Origin of the sequence: Halovivax sp. (assembly GCA_007119345.1) — an archaeon.
Classification (GTDB): Archaea; Halobacteriota; Halobacteria; order Halobacteriales; family Natrialbaceae; genus Halovivax.
In genome coordinates this window covers 12,780-30,226 of sequence record SKPV01000012.1, presented here as the reverse complement: position 1 = coordinate 30,226, position 17,447 = coordinate 12,780, and the positions used below count along the sequence as shown (strand labels likewise).

The 17,447-nt window shown below is 66.6% G+C and carries 15 protein-coding genes and 1 tRNA gene; 11 read left to right on the top strand and 5 right to left on the bottom strand.

Annotated elements, in window-relative coordinates; translation table 11 throughout:
• Window positions 1–272 precede the first annotated feature (272 nt).
• The 6 genes from QZT59_RS01185 (at window position 273) to QZT59_RS01160 (ending at window position 9,247) form a co-directional block, all read left to right on the top strand.
• A complete protein-coding gene (locus QZT59_RS01185) occupies window positions 273–2,993 on the top strand; it encodes a DNA-directed DNA polymerase (protein WP_290810221.1) in 2,721 nt (906 codons plus the stop codon).
• A 165-nt stretch (window positions 2,994–3,158) separates the two neighbouring features.
• A complete protein-coding gene (locus QZT59_RS01180; RefSeq protein WP_290810220.1) occupies window positions 3,159–4,070 on the top strand; it encodes an ABC transporter ATP-binding protein in 912 nt (303 codons plus the stop codon).
• Window positions 4,071–4,131: 61 nt separating this feature from the next.
• On the top strand, window positions 4,132–5,562 hold the full coding sequence (sufB, locus tag QZT59_RS01175; protein WP_290810219.1) for a Fe-S cluster assembly protein SufB: 1,431 nt from the start codon (window positions 4,132–4,134) through the stop codon (window positions 5,560–5,562).
• Between the two features lie 14 nt (window positions 5,563–5,576).
• Entirely contained in the window at window positions 5,577–6,794 is a 1,218-nt protein-coding gene (sufD, locus tag QZT59_RS01170; RefSeq protein ID WP_290810218.1) for a Fe-S cluster assembly protein SufD, read from the top strand.
• 262 nt (window positions 6,795–7,056) lie between these two features.
• Entirely contained in the window at window positions 7,057–8,076 is a 1,020-nt protein-coding gene (locus tag QZT59_RS01165; protein ID WP_290810217.1) for a hypothetical protein, read from the top strand.
• 118 nt (window positions 8,077–8,194) lie between these two features.
• Window positions 8,195–9,247 (top strand): hypothetical protein, encoded by a 1,053-nt coding sequence (locus QZT59_RS01160; protein ID WP_290810215.1) that lies wholly within the window; start codon window positions 8,195–8,197, stop codon window positions 9,245–9,247.
• 26 nt (window positions 9,248–9,273) lie between these two features.
• Here QZT59_RS01160 and QZT59_RS01155 read toward each other — a convergent pair whose 3' ends face one another.
• Together QZT59_RS01155 and QZT59_RS01150 are read right to left on the bottom strand one after the other, a co-directional pair.
• Entirely contained in the window at window positions 9,274–10,023 is a 750-nt protein-coding gene (locus QZT59_RS01155) for a universal stress protein (RefSeq protein ID WP_290810213.1), read from the bottom strand.
• Window positions 10,024–10,058: 35 nt separating this feature from the next.
• Window positions 10,059–11,483 (bottom strand): APC family permease, encoded by a 1,425-nt coding sequence (locus QZT59_RS01150; RefSeq protein WP_290810211.1) that lies wholly within the window; start codon window positions 11,481–11,483, stop codon window positions 10,059–10,061.
• Window positions 11,484–11,696: 213 nt separating this feature from the next.
• Here QZT59_RS01150 and QZT59_RS01145 point away from each other — a divergent pair, with 213 nt between their 5' ends.
• Together QZT59_RS01145 and QZT59_RS01140 are read left to right on the top strand one after the other, a co-directional pair.
• Window positions 11,697–12,191, top strand: coding sequence for a ferritin-like domain-containing protein (locus tag QZT59_RS01145; RefSeq protein ID WP_290810209.1), 495 nt, complete (start codon window positions 11,697–11,699; stop codon window positions 12,189–12,191).
• A gap of 37 nt (window positions 12,192–12,228) precedes the next feature.
• Window positions 12,229–12,660: a metal-dependent transcriptional regulator gene (locus tag QZT59_RS01140; RefSeq protein ID WP_290810207.1), complete on the top strand. Its 432-nt coding sequence runs from the start codon at window positions 12,229–12,231 to the stop codon at window positions 12,658–12,660.
• A 58-nt stretch (window positions 12,661–12,718) separates the two neighbouring features.
• Here QZT59_RS01140 and QZT59_RS01135 read toward each other — a convergent pair whose 3' ends face one another.
• Complete coding sequence (locus QZT59_RS01135; protein WP_290810205.1) at window positions 12,719–12,940, bottom strand: hypothetical protein; 222 nt, start codon at window positions 12,938–12,940, stop codon at window positions 12,719–12,721.
• Between the two features lie 268 nt (window positions 12,941–13,208).
• On the opposite strand from QZT59_RS01135, the gene QZT59_RS01130 reads away from it, so the two are divergent.
• A tRNA-Gln gene (locus QZT59_RS01130) sits at window positions 13,209–13,281 on the top strand.
• Window positions 13,282–13,567: 286 nt separating this feature from the next.
• Window positions 13,568–14,347: an inositol monophosphatase gene (locus tag QZT59_RS01125; RefSeq protein WP_290810203.1), complete on the top strand. Its 780-nt coding sequence runs from the start codon at window positions 13,568–13,570 to the stop codon at window positions 14,345–14,347.
• Window positions 14,348–14,419: 72 nt separating this feature from the next.
• On the opposite strand, the gene QZT59_RS01120 is transcribed toward QZT59_RS01125, so the two are convergent.
• Window positions 14,420–15,589: an HD domain-containing protein gene (locus tag QZT59_RS01120; RefSeq protein WP_290810201.1), complete on the bottom strand. Its 1,170-nt coding sequence runs from the start codon at window positions 15,587–15,589 to the stop codon at window positions 14,420–14,422.
• 135 nt (window positions 15,590–15,724) lie between these two features.
• Complete coding sequence (locus QZT59_RS01115) at window positions 15,725–16,261, bottom strand: AAA family ATPase (RefSeq protein ID WP_290810199.1); 537 nt, start codon at window positions 16,259–16,261, stop codon at window positions 15,725–15,727.
• Window positions 16,262–16,421: 160 nt separating this feature from the next.
• On the opposite strand from QZT59_RS01115, the gene QZT59_RS01110 reads away from it, so the two are divergent.
• Window positions 16,422–17,414 (top strand): substrate-binding domain-containing protein, encoded by a 993-nt coding sequence (locus QZT59_RS01110; protein ID WP_290810197.1) that lies wholly within the window; start codon window positions 16,422–16,424, stop codon window positions 17,412–17,414.
• Window positions 17,415–17,447: the final 33 nt, after the last annotated feature.

Here is a 17,447-nt window from a genome sequence, read left to right as displayed (position 1 = left end):
TCGTCGATCAGTCGCGGTCGTCGGGGCGACCGGTCGTCGATCAGTCGCGGTCTTCGACTGATCGCGTTCGCCGGGGCGACCGGTCGTCGATTCGGGGTCGGTGGACGATCGGTGCGGTGGCATCGTCGTTCGAGCGTCGCTGTTCCGATCGTCGATCGGGCCTCACGCCGCGAACAATCGATCGAGCCTTCCGTCGCGGGTCGACGATCGCCGAACGGACCCGACTGGGCGATTGATTGGGTTTATACGACGGGACTGCCAATCCCGTTACCATGACCGAGGAGGCCCAGCAGGCCCTCGAGGACTTCGGCGCCGATTCCGATCCACGGCCGGCCGAGGAGGCCGCCCACGTCGCGGGCAACGGGGGCGGAACGGCCGCCGAACTCGTCGACCCGACGCGGGAGACGCTCCCGGCGGCCGACGGCGAGCTCGATCTGGCGGTGATGCAAGTCGACTACACGATCGCCGGCCGCGGCGACGAGGAGCGCCCCGTGGTCCACGTCTTCGGCCGGACGGCAGACGGCGAGCTGGAACACGTCCAGGTGGTCGGCTTTCGCCCGTACTTCTACGCGCCGTCGTCCGCCGTCTCGGACGAGCGACTGTCCGGATACGAACGGATCACCGGCTGGGAGGAGACCGACGAGAACGACGAGCCCTACGAGAGTATCCGTGGCGAACGGTTGACCAGAATCCACGGGCAGACGCCCCGCGACGTCGGACAAATCAGAGACGAGTTCGATCACTACGAGGCGGACATCCTGTTCCCGAACCGATTTCTCATCGACAAGGACGTCCGCAGCGGGATTCGAGTCCCCGAGCGACGGGGCGAAGACGACTCGCTGATCGTCCCACACGACGAGGTGACGGCCGTCGACGTCGACGCTCGTCCGCGGGTGTGCACCTTCGACATCGAGGTGGACGACCGCTCCGGCTTTCCGGAAGACGGTGAAGAACCGATCATCTGCCTGGCGAGCCACGACTCCTACCGCGACGAGTACATCCTCTGGCTGTACGAGGCGCCGGTCGGGGACGGGGAGATTCCCACCGATCTCGACGGATACGAGCCGATCGAGGGCGAGATCGGCCACGAGGTCCGTACCTACGAGGAGGAGGGCGCGATGCTCGAGGCGTTCGTGGACTACGTCGACGAGACTGACCCGGACGTGATGACGGGCTGGAACTTCGAGGACTTCGACGCGCCGTACTTCCTCGACCGCCTCGAGGAGGTCGACGGCCCCCACCACGACTACGATCTGAATCCCGACAGGCTGTCGCGCGTGGGGGAGGTCTGGCGGAGCGGTTGGGGCGGACCGGACGTGAAAGGCCGGGTCGTCTTCGACCTGCTCTACGCCTATCAGCGCCGCGTCTTCACGGAGCTCGACTCCTACCGACTCGACGCCGTCGGCGAGGCCGAACTCGGCGTCGGAAAGGAGCGCTACCCGGGCAAGATCGGCGACCTCTGGGAGGACGATCCAACCCGGTTGCTCGAGTACAACCTCCGGGACGTCGAACTCTGCGTCGAGCTCGACCGCCAGCAGCAACTGATCGCGTTCTGGCGGGAGATGGCGACCTTCGTCGGGTGCAAGCTGGAGGACGCGCCGACCCCTGGCGACGCCGTCGACATGTACGTCCTCCACAAAGCCAACGACCGGTGGGCGCTCCCCTCGAAGGGCCAGCAGGAAGCCGGCGACGAGTACGAGGGCGGGGCGGTCTTCGATCCGATCACGGGCGTCCGCGAGAACGTGACGGTGCTCGACCTGAAGAGCCTGTACCCGATGTGCATGGTGACGATCAACGCGTCGCCCGAAACCAGGGTCGATCCGGACGAGTACGACGGCGAGACGCACGTCGCGCCGTCGGGGACGCACTTCCGGGCCGAACCCGACGGCGTCATGCGGGAGATGATCACCGAGTTGCTCGCCGCACGCGAGGAGAAGAAATCCCGCCGGAACGAGTACGAGCCGGGCACCCCCGAGTACGAGCAGTTCGACCGCCAGCAGGGGGCGGTGAAGGTGATCATGAACTCGCTGTACGGCGTCTCCGGCTGGGAGCGATTCCGACTGTACGACAAGGAGGCGGCCGCCGCGATCACCGCCACGGGCCGGGAAGTCATCGAGTTCACCGAGACCGCGGCGACCGAGCTGGACCACACCGTGGCATACGGCGACACGGACTCGGTCATGCTCGAGCTCGGTCCCGAGGTCTCGGCGGCGGAGGCCATCGAGCAGTCCTTCGAGATCGAGGAGTACATCAACGACCGCTACGACGACTTTGCGCGCGAGGAATTGAACGCCGACGAGCACCGCTTCCAGATCGAGTTCGAAAAGCTCTACCGGCGGTTCTTCCAGGCGGGCAAGAAGAAACGCTACGCCGGCCACATCGTCTGGAAGGAGGGCAAGGACGTCGACGACATCGACATCACCGGCTTCGAGTACCAGCGCTCGGACATCGCCCAGATCACCAAGGAGGTCCAGCACCGCGTGATCGAGATGATCGTCCGCGAGGGCGACGTCGAAGCCGTCGAGGAGTACGTCCACGGGATCATCGAGGAGTTCCTCGCGGGGGAGGTCTCGCTCGACGAGATCGCCATCCCCGGCGGCATCGGAAAGCGTCTCACCGAATACGAGACGGATACCGCGCACGTGCGGGGTGCGAAGTACGCAAACCTGCTGCTGGGCACCAATTTCCAGCGCGGCAGCAAGCCAAAGCGCGTCTACCTCGATCGGGTCCACGACGACTTCTTCCAGCGCGTCGAATCCACGGAAGGGCTCGATCCGGCCGACAACGCCATCTACGAGGAATTCAAGCGCAACCAGGACGTCGTCTGCTTCGAGTACGAGGACCAGATTCCAGCGGAGTTCGAGATCCACTACGAGAAGATGCTCGAGAAGACGCTCCAGGGACCGATCGAGCGCATCCTCGAGGCGCTCGACATCTCGTGGGAGGAGGTCAAGAGCGGGCAGGAGCAGACCGGCCTGGACAGCTTCTTCTGAGACGGGGCCGGGCGAGATATCGACCCCGGATCGGGCGGGGTATTACGCTCACCCCCCGCTCGGCGATGCTCGAACGGAAAATAATTTTTGTCGATCGACAACCGTGGTGGCCAGAATACGAAACCATTATGGGTCGCACGGGCCACCCTCTAGACGACGAGACATATGGCACGACTGGAACTCAACAACCTGCACGCGGCGGTCGCTGACGGCGGTGAGAAGATCCTCCGGGGGGTCGACCTCGAGGTCGAATCCGGCGAGATCCACGCGCTGATGGGGCCCAACGGGAGCGGCAAGTCCACGACGGCGAAGATCATCGCGGGCCACCCGGCCTACGAGGTCACCGAGGGAGAGGTACTGATCCACCTCGACGAGGACGAGTTCGGCGAGGACTTCGAGATTCCCGAGGACAAGCGGACCTGGGACGTCCTCGAGCTGGAGCCGAACGAGCGCGCCGCGCTCGGCATCTTCCTCGGCTTCCAGTACCCGGCCGAGATCGAAGGCGTCACGATGTCGAACTTCCTTCGGACGGCCCTAAACGCCAAGCTCGACGAGCGCGAAGAGCTCTTCGAGGACGAGGACGAGGACGCCGACGACGCCGACGACGACGTCGGCTACGAAACCTCGCCGATGGAGGGTCCCGCGGACGAGGGCGAAGTCGGCGTCGCCGAGTTCCAGCAGCTCCTCCAGGAGAAGATGGAGCAGCTGGACATGGACGAGAAGTTCGCCCGCCGATACCTCAACGCCGGCTTCTCCGGCGGCGAAAAGAAGCAAAACGAGGTCCTCCAGGCCGCCGTGCTCGAGCCCTCGGTCGCCGTCCTCGACGAGATCGACTCGGGGCTCGACATCGACCGCCTGCAGGACGTCTCCGACGGCATCAACGCGCTGCGCGACACCCAGGGCACCGGCATCCTCCAGATCACCCACTACCAGCGGATCCTCGACTACGTCGAGCCCGACCGCGTCCACGTCATGCTCGACGGCGAGATCGCCATGAGCGGCGGGCCGGAACTGGCCGAGAAGTTAGAGGAGAAGGGCTACGACTGGGTCCGCGAGGAAGTGTACGAGACGGCGTAACCGAATTTGACTAGACAAACCGTCTTAACGCTAGAGCCGTAACCTACACCCAACACACACCATGAGCTCAGAACAAGACCACCTACAAGAGACCGACACCGAGGAGCGCTTCGCGTTCAAGAACGAACACAAGGCGGCGCTCGCCGCGGAGAAGGGTCTCAACGAAGAGACGATTCGGCTCATCTCGGAGGACAAGAACGAGCCCGAGTGGATGCTCGAACGGCGTCTCCGGGCGCTGCGGCTGTTCCAGGAGATGCCGATGCCGACCGACTGGCCCGGACAGCCGGACCTCTCCGAGGTCGACGTCGACGAGATCGTCCCCTACATTCGCCCGGACGTCGAGGCTCGCGAGGGGACCGACGACTGGGAGAACCTCCCCGAGGAGATCAAGGACACGTTCGACAAGCTCGGCATTCCCGAAGCCGAGAAGAAGGCGCTCTCGGGCGTCGGCGCGCAGTACGAGTCCGAGATCGTCTACCAGAACATGCAAGACCAGTGGGAGGAGAAGGGGGTCATCTTCAAGAACCTGGACCAGGCGGTCCAGGACCACCCCGAAATCGTCAAGGAGTACTTCATGACGACGTGCGTCCCGCCGAGCGACAACAAGTTCGCGGCGCTCCACGGCGCGGTCTGGTCCGGCGGCTCGTTCGTCTACGTCCCCGAGGACGTGACGGTCGAGATGCCCGTCCAGGCGTACTTCCGGATGAACTCCGAGGGGATGGGCCAGTTCGAGCACACGCTCATCATCGCGGAACGAGGCTCGGAGGTCCACTACATCGAAGGCTGTTCGGCGCCGAAGTACTCGGCGTTCAACCTCCACAGCGGGGGCGTCGAAGTCTTCGTGAAGGAGGACGCCCACGTCCAGTACTCGACGGTCCAGAACTGGTCGCGCAACACCTACAACCTGAACACCAAGCGCGCGATCGTCGAAGAGAACGGCACGATGGAGTGGGTTTCGGGCAGCATGGGATCGAAGGCGACCATGCTCTACCCGTGCTCGATCCTCAAGGGCCGCGGCGCGACGGACACCCACATCACCATCGCGTTCGCCGGCGAGGGCCAGGACATCGACACCGGCGCGAAGGTCTACCACAACGCGCCCGACACGAAGTCGACGATCGAGTCCAAGTCGATCTCGAAGGACGGCGGCCGCACCAACTACCGCGGCCTCGTCCACATCGCCGACGGCGCCGAGAACTCGAGCACGGCCGTCGAGTGTGACGCGCTGATGTTCGACAACGAGTCGACCTCGGACACCATGCCGTACATGGAGATCGAGGAGTCGAAGGTCGACGTCGCCCACGAGGCCACGGTCGGCAAGATCGGCGACGAGGACATCTTCTACCTCCAGTCGCGGGGACTGGACGACGACGACGCCAAGAAGATGATCGTCGCCGGCTTCATCGAGCCGATCACGGAGGAACTGCCGATTGAGTACGCGGTCGAGCTCAACCGACTCATCGAGCTCGAGATGGAGGGAAGCCTCGGGTAACCCCGGGATCAGACATGAGCACGCAGGTACACGCAAACCTCACCGACGACCAGGTACGCCAGATCAGCGCCGACCTAGACGAGCCCGAGTGGCTCCTCGAGACGCGCCTCGACGCCCTCGAGGCCCTCTCCGAGCTCGAGATGCCGGACGTCATTCGGACGCCCGGGCGCGACTGGACGAACCTCTACGCGCTCGACTTCGACGAGCTCGTCGATCCGCTGAACGCCGCCGAGGAGAAAGAGCTGGTCGGCGCCGACGACGTGGTCGTCACCTCGATCGCGGAAGCCGTCGCCGACGACGAGTACGCGGAGATCGTCCGCGAACACTTCGGCACCGTCGTCGACCCCACGGAGAACTACCTCACGGCCCTCTCCACGGCGCTGTTTTCCTCCGGGACCTTCGTCTACGTTCCGGAAGGGGTCGCCGCCGAGGACGTGAAGATCCGCACCGAGATGAACTCCCGGTCGCTGTTCAACTACACGCTCGTCGTGGCCGAGGAGTCGTCCTCGGTGACGATCCTGGAGCGCCAGTACAGCGGCGAATCCGACGAGGACGACCGCTACTACAGCGCCATCGTCGAGGTCGTCGCCGGCGAGAACGCCAACGTCCAGTACGGCTGGCTGCAGAACCTCGACGAGAACACGTACAACTACACCCTCAAGCGCGGCGACGCCGACACCTACGGCACGATCAACTGGATCGAAGGCAACATCGGCTCCCGCCTGACGAAGTCCGCCGTCGAGACGGAGCTCAACGGGAGCGGCTCGGAGAGCCAGATCGTCGGCGCCTTCTTCGGACACGAGGACCAGCACTTCGACGTCAACTCCCGCGTCTGGCACCGGAACGAGCACACGACGGCCGATCTCGTCACTCGCGGAGCTCTCGACGACGAAGCGCGATCGGTCTACGAGGGCGTCCAGGACGTCGGCCGGGACGCCTGGGACACGAGCTCGTACCAGCGCGAGAACACGCTGATGCTCTCGGACGAGTCCGAAGCCGACGCGAGTCCGAAGCTCATCATCAACAACCACGACACGGAGGCGAGCCACTCGGCGACCGTCGGCCAGGTCGACGCCGAGGAGCTGCTGTACATGGCCTCCCGGGGCATCCCGGAGAAGCAGGCCACCGACATGCTCGTCGAGGGGTTCTTCGTGCCCGTCCTCGAGGAGATCGCCGTCGACGAGTTCCGCGAGGATCTCGAGGAGCTGATCCGCCAGCGGCTGGCCGAGTAAACCGGCTCACGCCCGCGGCGAACACGACTTTTCGAGGCAACGATCCGACGGTACGCTCTCGAGCGACGACCGTCCACGGCTCGTCTCGAAGACGAATCCGTCCATCGAACGACGACCGTGACGACGAGGGTTAGCGTACCCGCAGTCGAACGGCCGAACGACGCGAACGAGAGCGAACGGAATTCGAGGCCGCGGGTCGACCCCTGGATATTCCGGAGCGTCTGACGGACATTTTAGTAGGGGTACGGCGTAGACCGGTTCGATGCGGACACTCTCGGTCGAACTCGACGAGGAGACGGTACGATCGCTCGAAGCCGAACGGCGACGGGCCGGTTTCGAGAGCCGTTCGGCCTACCTCCGCTGGATCGTCGAACGCCGCGGCTCGCTCGATGCGGCGGAGACCGATCGCGACGTCCGCGAGGCGGACGCGGGCGAACGGATCGCCACCCTCGAGTCGCGTCTCGAGGCGATCGAGAACGCCCTCGATCGCGACGAAGCGCCGGCGTCGACGACGACCGACGGATCGAGGGTGGGAGAGGAGCCGGGCGACGGTAGGACCGTCGAGGACGAGCCGGCCAGCGCATTGACCGTCGGAGACGAACCGGCCAGCGGATCGACGGTCGAGGGCGAGCCGAGCGACGTGACCGCCAAGGATGACGGCGACACCTCGTCCGAGCCGGCGACGCGCGCGACGGCGAAAGCCGACGGTGGATGGACCCGGGCGGAGCAGGGCGGATCCGATTCGACCCGGACCGGATCGTCGCCGACGGACCCGGCGACCGCGGGGATCAGCTCGATGAACCTGACGCCCGAGCGGGTCGAACGGATCCGCGACGAATCGCTCGCACGCGACGCCGGCGTCCTCGGCTCGGTGGGGGACGAACGACTGGACGAGCTGTCCCGACGGGCGGTGGCGAGCACCCGGGAACGGCTCGATCGCGAGGTCGAGACCGGACTCACGTATCGCTCGACGACCGGACTCGCTGACGACGCCGGGACCGTCCGGCCGGGCGAGGACGTGACCGACCTCCACACCCTGTCGGTCCCCGGCCGTTCGGAGGAGATCATCGAGCGAAGACGCGAGCTCGCGGGCCGGGCGGTCGCGTTCCTGCGAGACCACGGCCCGGCCCGGAAGTCGGACCTCGTCGAGGCCCTCCACGAGGAGCACCCGGCGGGGTACGACTCGGTCGGCGGCTGGTGGCGCTGCCTCAAAGGCGCGCTCAAGCAGGTCGACGCCGTGTCGGGCGGCGACGGGACGCGCATCTGGCGATACGACGGGTGACGGGCGACGATCTCTCGGGCGCGAGCACGCTTCGATCGCGGGATCGGCGGAGAACTCGGAGCGGACGGATCGACGTCAGTTGCAACGTTTTAGTAGTGGAACGCGTTACGTTGTGACAATGCGGAAGATCACCGTCAAATTGGACGAGAAGACGGCCGCTGCACTCGACGCAGAGCGACAGCTGCTCGGGTTCGACGCCCCCGAAACCTACGTCCGCTGGATCGTCGAGCACAGGGGATCGATCGACGGTGATCGCCACGCGGTAGACGGTGGGCCCGCGGTCGGAACTCGCCTCGACGATCTCGAAGCTCGCCTCGACGAGCTGTCCAGGGCGCTGGCAGGGACCGAATCCGCTCGAACGGCAACCCCCGAGCGACCGCCCGGAAACCGCGGAGGGTCGGACCCGGCCCCACCCGCCAGTTCTAGCGATCGATCCGAACCCCGTGCCACCGAGGGCGGCGAGAACGCGGAAAAGTCCCCGGTGACGGCGGAGCGGCCGTCGCGGGTCGCCGGAAACCGACCATCCCGAACCGACGCGGGAGACGCGGAGTGCAGATCCTCCGACGGTGAGGAGGGGATCGAAACGGCCGAGGGCGGGAGCGAGCCGGCTCAGGACGGGTCCGAGCAAGCACAGGCCGAGATCGAGCCGACGAACCGAGGATCGGCGGCGGTCGACGACGACGGCGGACTCTCGATGCACCTGACCCCGGAACGGGTCGCGCGGATCAGGGATCCCGACGTCGAAGACGACGCCGGCGTCCTCGGAAACGTCGAGATGCACCGGTTCGACGAACTCGCCGGGCGCCTTGGCGAAACCCGGGTGCGGCGTAGCCGCGACGACGGGGCCGAGGAGCGCGAGACCTCCTGGACCGGGCTCTCGGGGGCCGGTGCGCTTCCGGGGGAGGATATCGTCGATCTGGAATCGATCGACGTCCCGGGGCGGTCCGAAGAGCGCGTGGGGAAGCGCCGACGACTGGCGGGACGGGCCATCTCCTACCTGCGGACCAACGGCACCGCGAAGAAGGGCGACTTCGTCGACGCGCTGTACGAGGAGTGTCCGGCCGAGTACGACTCGCCCGACGGCTGGTGGCGCTGCGTGAAGGGGGCGCTCAAACAGGTCGACGTCGTGGAGGGCGGCGACGGCTCTCGCATCTGGCGGTACACCGGCTGAGTGCGGATCCGGTCGACCGCGTTCGCTCAGTCGGCGACGTCGTGTTCGCGCTGAACGACGAGAACCGGCCCGAGAAACCGTTCTGCGACCTGTTTCGACGGCATGCCGAAGACGAACGTCGCCACCGACGGGTCGCTCTCGCCCATCACGACGGCGTCGTACCCCTCGGCGACCGTCGCGATCCGATCGACTCCGGCCTCGGCGGCGTCGTCGACGGCGAGCTCGACGGCAGATTCGTCGATTCCTCGCTCGAACAGCGTGTCGGCGATCCCGTCGAGAAACGTCTCCGCGTCTTCGGTCGTTTCGTCCTCGACCAGTCCGTGGTAGAGCGTGATCGAGACGCCGGTCCCGGCGAAGAGGCCGGCGACGAGGGTCGCGATTCGATCGACGCCGACGGTTCCGCGAACGGCGACGAGGACGTCTTCGGGCGGTTCGCACGCGTTCGGAACCAGGACCGCCAGGCAGTCGTGTTCGGCGAGGACCCGGTCGAGCGTCTGCTGTTCGGAGTGGGTGAACACGAGCCGACGCTCGACCGTCGCGCCGGCGTCGGCGAGGGAGCCCTCGAACTGGCCGAGCTTGCGCTGGGCGCGATCTTCGAACTGGATCCGCGCCTGTCCGGGCGGCGTTTGCTCGGGGAGCACGTGGTAGCCCAGCAGGACCACGTGCGCGTTTGCGAGGAGTTCGGGGACGCCGTCGGGGAGCGTCTCTCCCTCGAGCACCTCGATCGGTACCAGCACTGACGGTCGGTCGTCGGTCGAGTTCGTCGGTTCGGTCATGGATTCATCACGGTCCGGTGAAGTCTGCGGCACGATCAGAACGCACCCCGGAGGTCGACGTCGGCGGCGTAGTAGCGGTACCACAGGTAGGCGGCGACCATGATCGCGGCGCCGACGGCGATCGACGCGGGGTCCATGAACGCGATCAGTCCGAAACTCGCGACCGCGCCGGTCGCGGGGAGATAGGGGTATCCCGGCGTCCGGAACGTCGGATCGTACCACTCCGGCGAGCGACGACGGAGGAGCAAGAGCGCGACGCACATCAGTCCGTACATGATCAGGTGGAGAAACGACGCCACCTCCGCGAGCAGCCGAACCTGGCCGGTCGCGGTGAGCACGAGGATGGGACCGCCCGCGAGTCCGAGCGCGACGTGGGGCGTGCCGTAGCGGAGGTTGACGTCGCCGGCCCGTCGGGGGAGCAAGGCGTCCCGGCTCAGCGCGTACACCGTCCGGGAGGAGCTGAGGATCGACGCGTTCGCGCTCGAAAACGTCGCGAGCAACCCGCCGATCAGGATCAGGACGGCCCCCGGGAGGCCGGCGAGCTCTCGAGCGACCTCGACGACGGCCGTTTCGCCGGCGGCCTCGAGGCCCTCGCTGCCCACGAGGCTCGTCGAGACGAAGATCGTCACGACGTAGAAGATCCCGACCAGCACCACCGATCCCACCATCGCCAGCGGCAGATTCCGGCTCGGTTGCTTGATCTCGCCCGCGACGGTCGCGACCTGCGCGAATCCCAGGTAGGACGTAAAGACGAGCGCGGCGGTCGTCAGGACCGGGAGGTACCCCTGCGGGAAGAACGCCTCCGGCGTCGTCGGCTCGCCGATGAAGCCGACGGCGTCGAGGGAGCCGTGGGTCAGGAACCCGGTCAGTATCACGAGCAAGATCACGACGACCACGTTCTGGATCTTGGCCGTGTTCTCCGTTCCGGTGACGCTGATGGCCGTCAACGCGACCCCGAACGCGACGCCGAGAATCGCGGGATCGACGCCGACGCCGAGTCCGACCTCGGCGAAGACGGCCGCGACGTACTCGCCCAGACCGACCAGGTAGAACGCCGAGGCGAAGACGAGCCCGAGCCAGAGGCCCAGACCGACGATGGCGCCGAATCCGGTGTCCATGCTCCGGGAGATGAAGAAGTAGCCGCCTCCCGAGCGGGGCATCGCCGTCGCGAGCTCCGAGGTCGGGAGCGCGACGAGCATCGCGATGACGGCGCCGATCCCGAACGACAGCGCCGCGGCCGGACCCGCCTCACCGGCCGCGAGGCCGGGGAAGACGAAGATGCCGGCACCGATCATCGTGCCGATGCCGATCGCCAGCCCGCCGACCAACCCGATCGTCCGCTCCAGTTCCGTTCCCTCGTCGTGAACGGTGACCTCGGCTTCGGCGTCGGGATCGCCCAGCAACGGTTCCTCGCCGGCGACGTTCGTCGACGCCTCCTCTCCCGGCGTCACGTCGTCCATACGGCTGCAATCGAAGGCGACTGACAAATGTGTACCGCCGACCGGCGATTCGACGGCCGGAGTTCGGGACGGATTCGGTCCACGTTCGCGGACAGTGAGTGGTTCCAGCCAGACAGCCGGTCCGCGTTTCCGGCCTTCCTCGCGCTCGCCGATCGGTCCCGGTAGCGCTGGCGGACGGGGGAAGTTAAGTGCGCCCCCGCCCCACCAACCGACATGAGCCTGGGACAGCGCGTGGCGACCGACCGCCAGCTCACCCGGTTGCTCCAGATCGGGGCCGTGCTGGAAGAGGTCGTCGAGTCGCGCGCCGCCCACCACCTCGAGACGCTGCCGGACGAGGAGCGCGGGGCGATCGACGACGACGTCGAGGCGCTCCTCGCGGAGGCGACCGAGGAGTCGGCCGAACACCGCGAACGCCTGGAGGCGCTGATCGACGAACTCGACGCGGAGACGGTCCCCTACGAGGAGATCAACGCGCTGGTCGACGCGCGGTATGGTCCGCCGGAGGACACCGACGGGGTGCTCTACGATCAGCTGTGTAACGAAGAAACCGCCTACAAGTTCTACGACGACCTCATAGAGGCGATCGAGGCCTCGGACGCGACGTTCGCGATCGACCGCGACCGGCTCCTGGAGACGTTGCGGGAGATTCGGGAGGAAGAAAAGGAGGGCGTCCAGGACGTGACGGAGATCATGGAGCGCAGAGCATGAACGGGAGGACGCGACGACGGGCGGAGGTGAGCCGGCGATGAACACCGCGGATCAGTACCTCAAAGCGATCTACCTCGCCCAGCGAGTGGAGGACGGCCCGGCCTCGACGGGCCGGCTCGCCGAGATGCTCGACGTCAGCCCCGCCAGCGTCAACGAGATGGTCGGCAAACTCGAAGATCGCGGCCTCCTCGACCACGAGAAGTACAAGGGCGCGACGCTGACGGACGAAGGGATCGAACGCGCCCACGACGCCCTCACGACGTACTGTATCATCGAGCGATTCCTGGCGAACGTTCTCGAGGTCGAGGAATTCCGCGAGGAGGCTCGAGCGCTGGAGGCCGTCATCGACGGCACGGTGGCCGAGCGTCTGGACACGATCATCGACCGACCGGCCGAGTGTCCCGACTGTTTCGACCCTCGGGCCGACTGCTGTGCGTACCTGGAACCCGGGGCGAGTGAGGCGGATTGACGATCGGAGTCGACCGACGACTCGAACGCTGCGCGCGTTCGCCGGGCCCCGACGGAACCTACATTTGGCGGGCGGTTCGAAGCCCGTGGACCCACATGAGCGCAACGACCACGAACACCGACACGTAGTAGGTTGCGGTCACGACCGACGGCACGGGCCCGAGCGCCGACGCGACGCCCGTGACGATCATGACGGCTGCCGACAGAAACAGCGCCACCGTCACGGGAGAGGCGGTCGCCGTTTCTCGCCACGACCACCGGCCAACGGACGCGTCGGTCATCGAGACCGTCTCCGTCCCCGACCGTATTGAAGGCTAGTCAGACACACGTCATCGTCGTGTCGAGAATCGGGTTCCCCGCGAGCACGTGTCGGCGGGTACCGGCGGCCGCGCCGGTGACGCCATCCGGCGGTCCGGTAGCGGAGAGAAACACATTTATTGGCCGAACGGAGAGATACGACCTGCAGACCCGTCGTCGCGAATGCGGCCCCGTGATGGTGAGGGAATCGGAAGGACTTGCGAGGCCCGCGAGAGGGCAAGCGACGTGAGGAGTCCCGTGGTGTAGTGGCCAATCATAACGGCCTTTGGAGCCGTTGACGGCGGTTCGAATCCGCCCGGGACTACTTCTGCCGCGAGCAATTCCGCGAGCGGCGAATGTCCTCGCGGATTCGGGCCCAGAGGACGAGAGGATTCGAGTCCTCGCGGTTCGAATCCGCCCGGGACTATCCTGCGGCGAGCATCGTCGCGAGCCGCAGGTCTCGCCGGCGGATTCGAATCAGGGAGGAGCTTCGCTCCGACTGCGGTTCGAATCCGCCCGGGACTATCCAACCGCCAGGGACACCGCGAGCGCGAACGGCCACCACCGAATCGAACCGATACGATTTCCGGAGTAGAGTGCGACGGTGGAGCATGGTCGATCTCGATCGTCTTCAGGCCGTCGCCAGGGCCGCCGTCTTGGCCGGCGGCGAGGAGCTACGAGGCCGCTATCGAACCGAAGACGTCGACGGTGCGTACGGCCCGTACGACGTGACGACCGCGGCCGACGCGGCTGCGGAGGCGCGGATGTTGCCCGTCGTTCGATCGGCGTTTCCCCACCACGCGGTGTTCGCCGAAGAGAGCGGCGAGTTCGCCGGAACCGAACCGTACCGATGGATAATCGACCCGCTCGACGGGACGAACAACTTCGCGGTCGGGCTGGCCACCTTCGGAACGTCGATCGCCGTGCTCCGGGAAGGGGAGCCGGTGCTGGCCGTCGTTCACCGCCCGGCGACGGCCGAAACCTACGTCGCACGACGAGGTGGCGGGGTTCGCTACGAGGGTGATCCGGCGACGGTCGACGACGGCCCAGATCACGATCTGTCGGCCGCGACCGTCGCCACCATCGTCGGTCGAAACGTTCCGCGGGATCGGGAACTCGACCGGCGGGCCCGCCACGTTCGGGAGGCCCTGGACGCGACGGTCAAGCGCGTTATCAGCAGCTGGGCGCCGACGGTCCATTCGACCTCGTTCGCCCGCGGACGGCTCCGCGGGCTCGTCCAGTTTCATCCGGACGAGGAAGAGCGGGCGGTGACCGAGCTATTCGCCGCGGAAGCCGGCGCATCGACCCGGCGCGACGGTCCCCTGTACGTCGCGGCGACCGACGAGGAGACGCTGGCATCGCTCTGGGACGCTGTGGACGGTGCGTCGTAGCCCCGTCCCCGGGAACGCCGCGCGTGCGACCGGGATCCCTCGTCCGGCTCCGAACGCTGGTCACGGGGACGGTCACGCGTCGCCGTCGATCCCCAAAACAGCCGTCGCGGCCTCGCGGACCGCCGGAACGGCCTCCGGCGGCGCGTACACGCCGAGTCGCCAGATGTCCCGAGCGCACGCGTCGAGACCGGAGACGAGCGACGACTCCGCTTCGAGCCGGACCGGTTCGCCGTCGACGACGACCCTGGCCTTGGACTCCGGCGATGCCGGTTCGCCCGGACTGTCGACGATCACTTCGGTAGGATCGACGCCGGCGTCCGCGGCGATCTCCCGTTCGATGTCGCGAGCCCGGTGGTACTCGATATCGATCAACTCGTCGGGGACGCCATCGCGGCGGAGCCACAGCGTACGCTTGTAGAGCCGTCGTTCTCGCAACCGGTTCGAGAGGTCCGCAGTTCGATCGAACGCGGACAGTTCGGCGAGCAACTCCGCGTCGGTGAGGCGCGCGAAGTGCTGCGGGGAGAGCTCGCCGTCGGCGAGCAATCGCTCGCTCGCGCGATCCAGCATCGCGCCGGCGATTCGAGAGACGTGATGGCGGTAGACCGTCGCGTTCATCAGCGTCCGGGCGATCAGCGCGCTCTCGGCGGTCGCGACGTTCCCCTGCGCGAGAGCGAGCTCGCCGTCGATCACCCGGAGCGCGTACAGCAATCGCGCGTGGTCGATCGTCCCGTACGGGACGCCGGTGTGGTGGGCGTCCCGGACGAGGTAGTCCATCCGGTCTACGTCCAGCGCTCCGGAGACGAGTTCCCCGAGCGGACCGCAGCCGTCGACCGTCTCGGCGACGGCCGCCGGGTCCAGCCCGTGGCGATCGAGAACCGAGGCGAGTTCGGTGTCCGCGAGGAGCCAGTCGATCTCGTCGTGGTGGCGCCCGAGGTGTCGCTCGATCGCCCGTTCGGTCTGGTGACCGAAGGGGCCGTGACCGACGTCGTGAACGAGCGCGGCCGCTCGCAGTCGCTTCGCGAGTTCGTCGACGAGGCCCAACCGATCCACCGAGCGCGAGGCCAGGTGGTAGACGCCGAGACTGTGTTCGAACCGCGTGTGATTCGCGGACGGGTAGACCAGCTGTACCGTACTCAGCTGTCGGATGTAGCGCAAGCGCTGCATCGGAGCAGTGTCGAGGATATCCTCGGCCATCGGGCAGAGCTCGATGTAGTCGTGGATCCCGTCCTTGACGATCGTCATGTCCTGTGACTCGTCAGGCCGCCACCTTAGCCGCGGCGGTCGGCCGCCAGTGCCGGGCAACGGAACGATCGGCCCGGATCCGCCGGGCCGACCACCGCGCGAGGCGAGAGCGACGAACTCACGACGGTTCCAGCATCACGATTGCGCCCGGTCGAGGTCCTCGCGTATCGGGTCGAGGACGGCGTGGTCGACCTGGCGGAACGTCTCCTCGATCGGTCCCGAGTTATCGATCGCGTCGTGGTCCCGCTCGAAGGAGTCGAACGTCTCCCTGACCTCCAGGTGCTCCGCGTACCCGGCGTCGCTGACGGTCTCGGTTCGACGCTCGATCCGTCGACGGAGGACTCCAGGTTCGCACGTCACTCGAACGAACGCGCATTCGGCGTCGACCTCACGCGCGATCAGGTCGGCCTGCCCGCGGAACGAGCGCGAACTGAACGTCGCGTCGAGAACGACGTTCCGGCCGGCCTCCAGGTCCTCGCGCGCACGGCCCAGGAGTTCGTCGTAGGTTCTCGCGGTCTCTTCCGGTTCGTACGTCGGGTCGGGGAACAGTTCTTTTCGGACTTCGTCGCTCCGATACCGACTCGCATCGAGACGGTCCGCGACGTAACCGGACACCGTCGACTTTCCGACGCCGGGCAGTCCGCAGCAGGCGATCAGCGCTGGACGCGACACGGGTGACCGTCCTCAGTTCACCTACTTAATACGTCCGAGTCGACGGCGAGTTCGGCGGATCGCCACAACCTTTCGAAACCGCACGGTAATTAACTATTTCTCGGTTCGGAGAATTATAATAATCATTGAGTTTAAGCTGGTGGACTCACGTGTGATTGCTATGCCACGTGCGCCAAACGGCGGCAGCAGTCGACGAACGTTTCTCAAAACGTCGGGCGGTATCGCCCTCGCAAGCGCGGTCGCGGGCTGCCTGAGCGGCAGCGACGACGACGCGGTACGTTTCATCCTCAATCCGGCCGAGGAGCAGACCGACATCGTCCAGGAGTACACGCCGATGAAGGAGTACCTGGAGGAAGAAACCGGCGCGGAGATCGAGCTGGTTCGAGCCGACAGCTACGTCGATACGCTCCAGTCCCTGGAGACCGAACAGGGAGAGATCGCCGACACCTCGCCGACGGCCGTTCCGGGAGGCGAGGCGTTCGCGGACGTCGTCGGTATGCGGACGGCGTTCGGTGGACCGCTGTACTTCACGACGATCACGACCACGCCGGACAGCGGGGTCGAAGAACTGGCCGACCTGGAAGGCGGCGTGATGACGACCGGTGCGAGGATGTCGTTCAGCGGGACGCTCGTTCCGACGACGATGCTGGCCAACGCGGGACTCGACGTCGGCAACTTCCCCGACGGCGACGCGAACGATCTCGAGCTCAGGTCCGCGGACGACCACGACACGTCGCGCGAGCAGATGATCGGCGACGACGAAATCCTCGCCTCGGCGACCGGTGCGTTCGCCGCGGCCGGCCAGATTCCCCAGGAGCAGTTCGACGACTACCCTGAGTTCGTCGAGCACTCGGCAGAGTACGACGGCGCGGGGTCGGCACTCGACGACGGTGCGCAGGAACTGCAGTTGATCGCGGTATCCGACCCGCTACCCCGGGCGCCGATCATGGCCCGCAGCAACTGGGACGCCCCGGAGCGCGACGACATCGAGCAAGCGCTGTTGAACGCCGGGGAGGAAGACCTCGTCCCCGAGGACGTGGACGACGGCTACGAGCTCTGGTTCACCGGCATCGAGGAGGCCGACGCGAGCGATTACGAGCCCGTCAACGAGGTAATGGACGAGCTGGGTCTCGAATTCGAGGACTTCCAGTAACGGCGGACTGGACGGACCTCCACTAGCCGATAT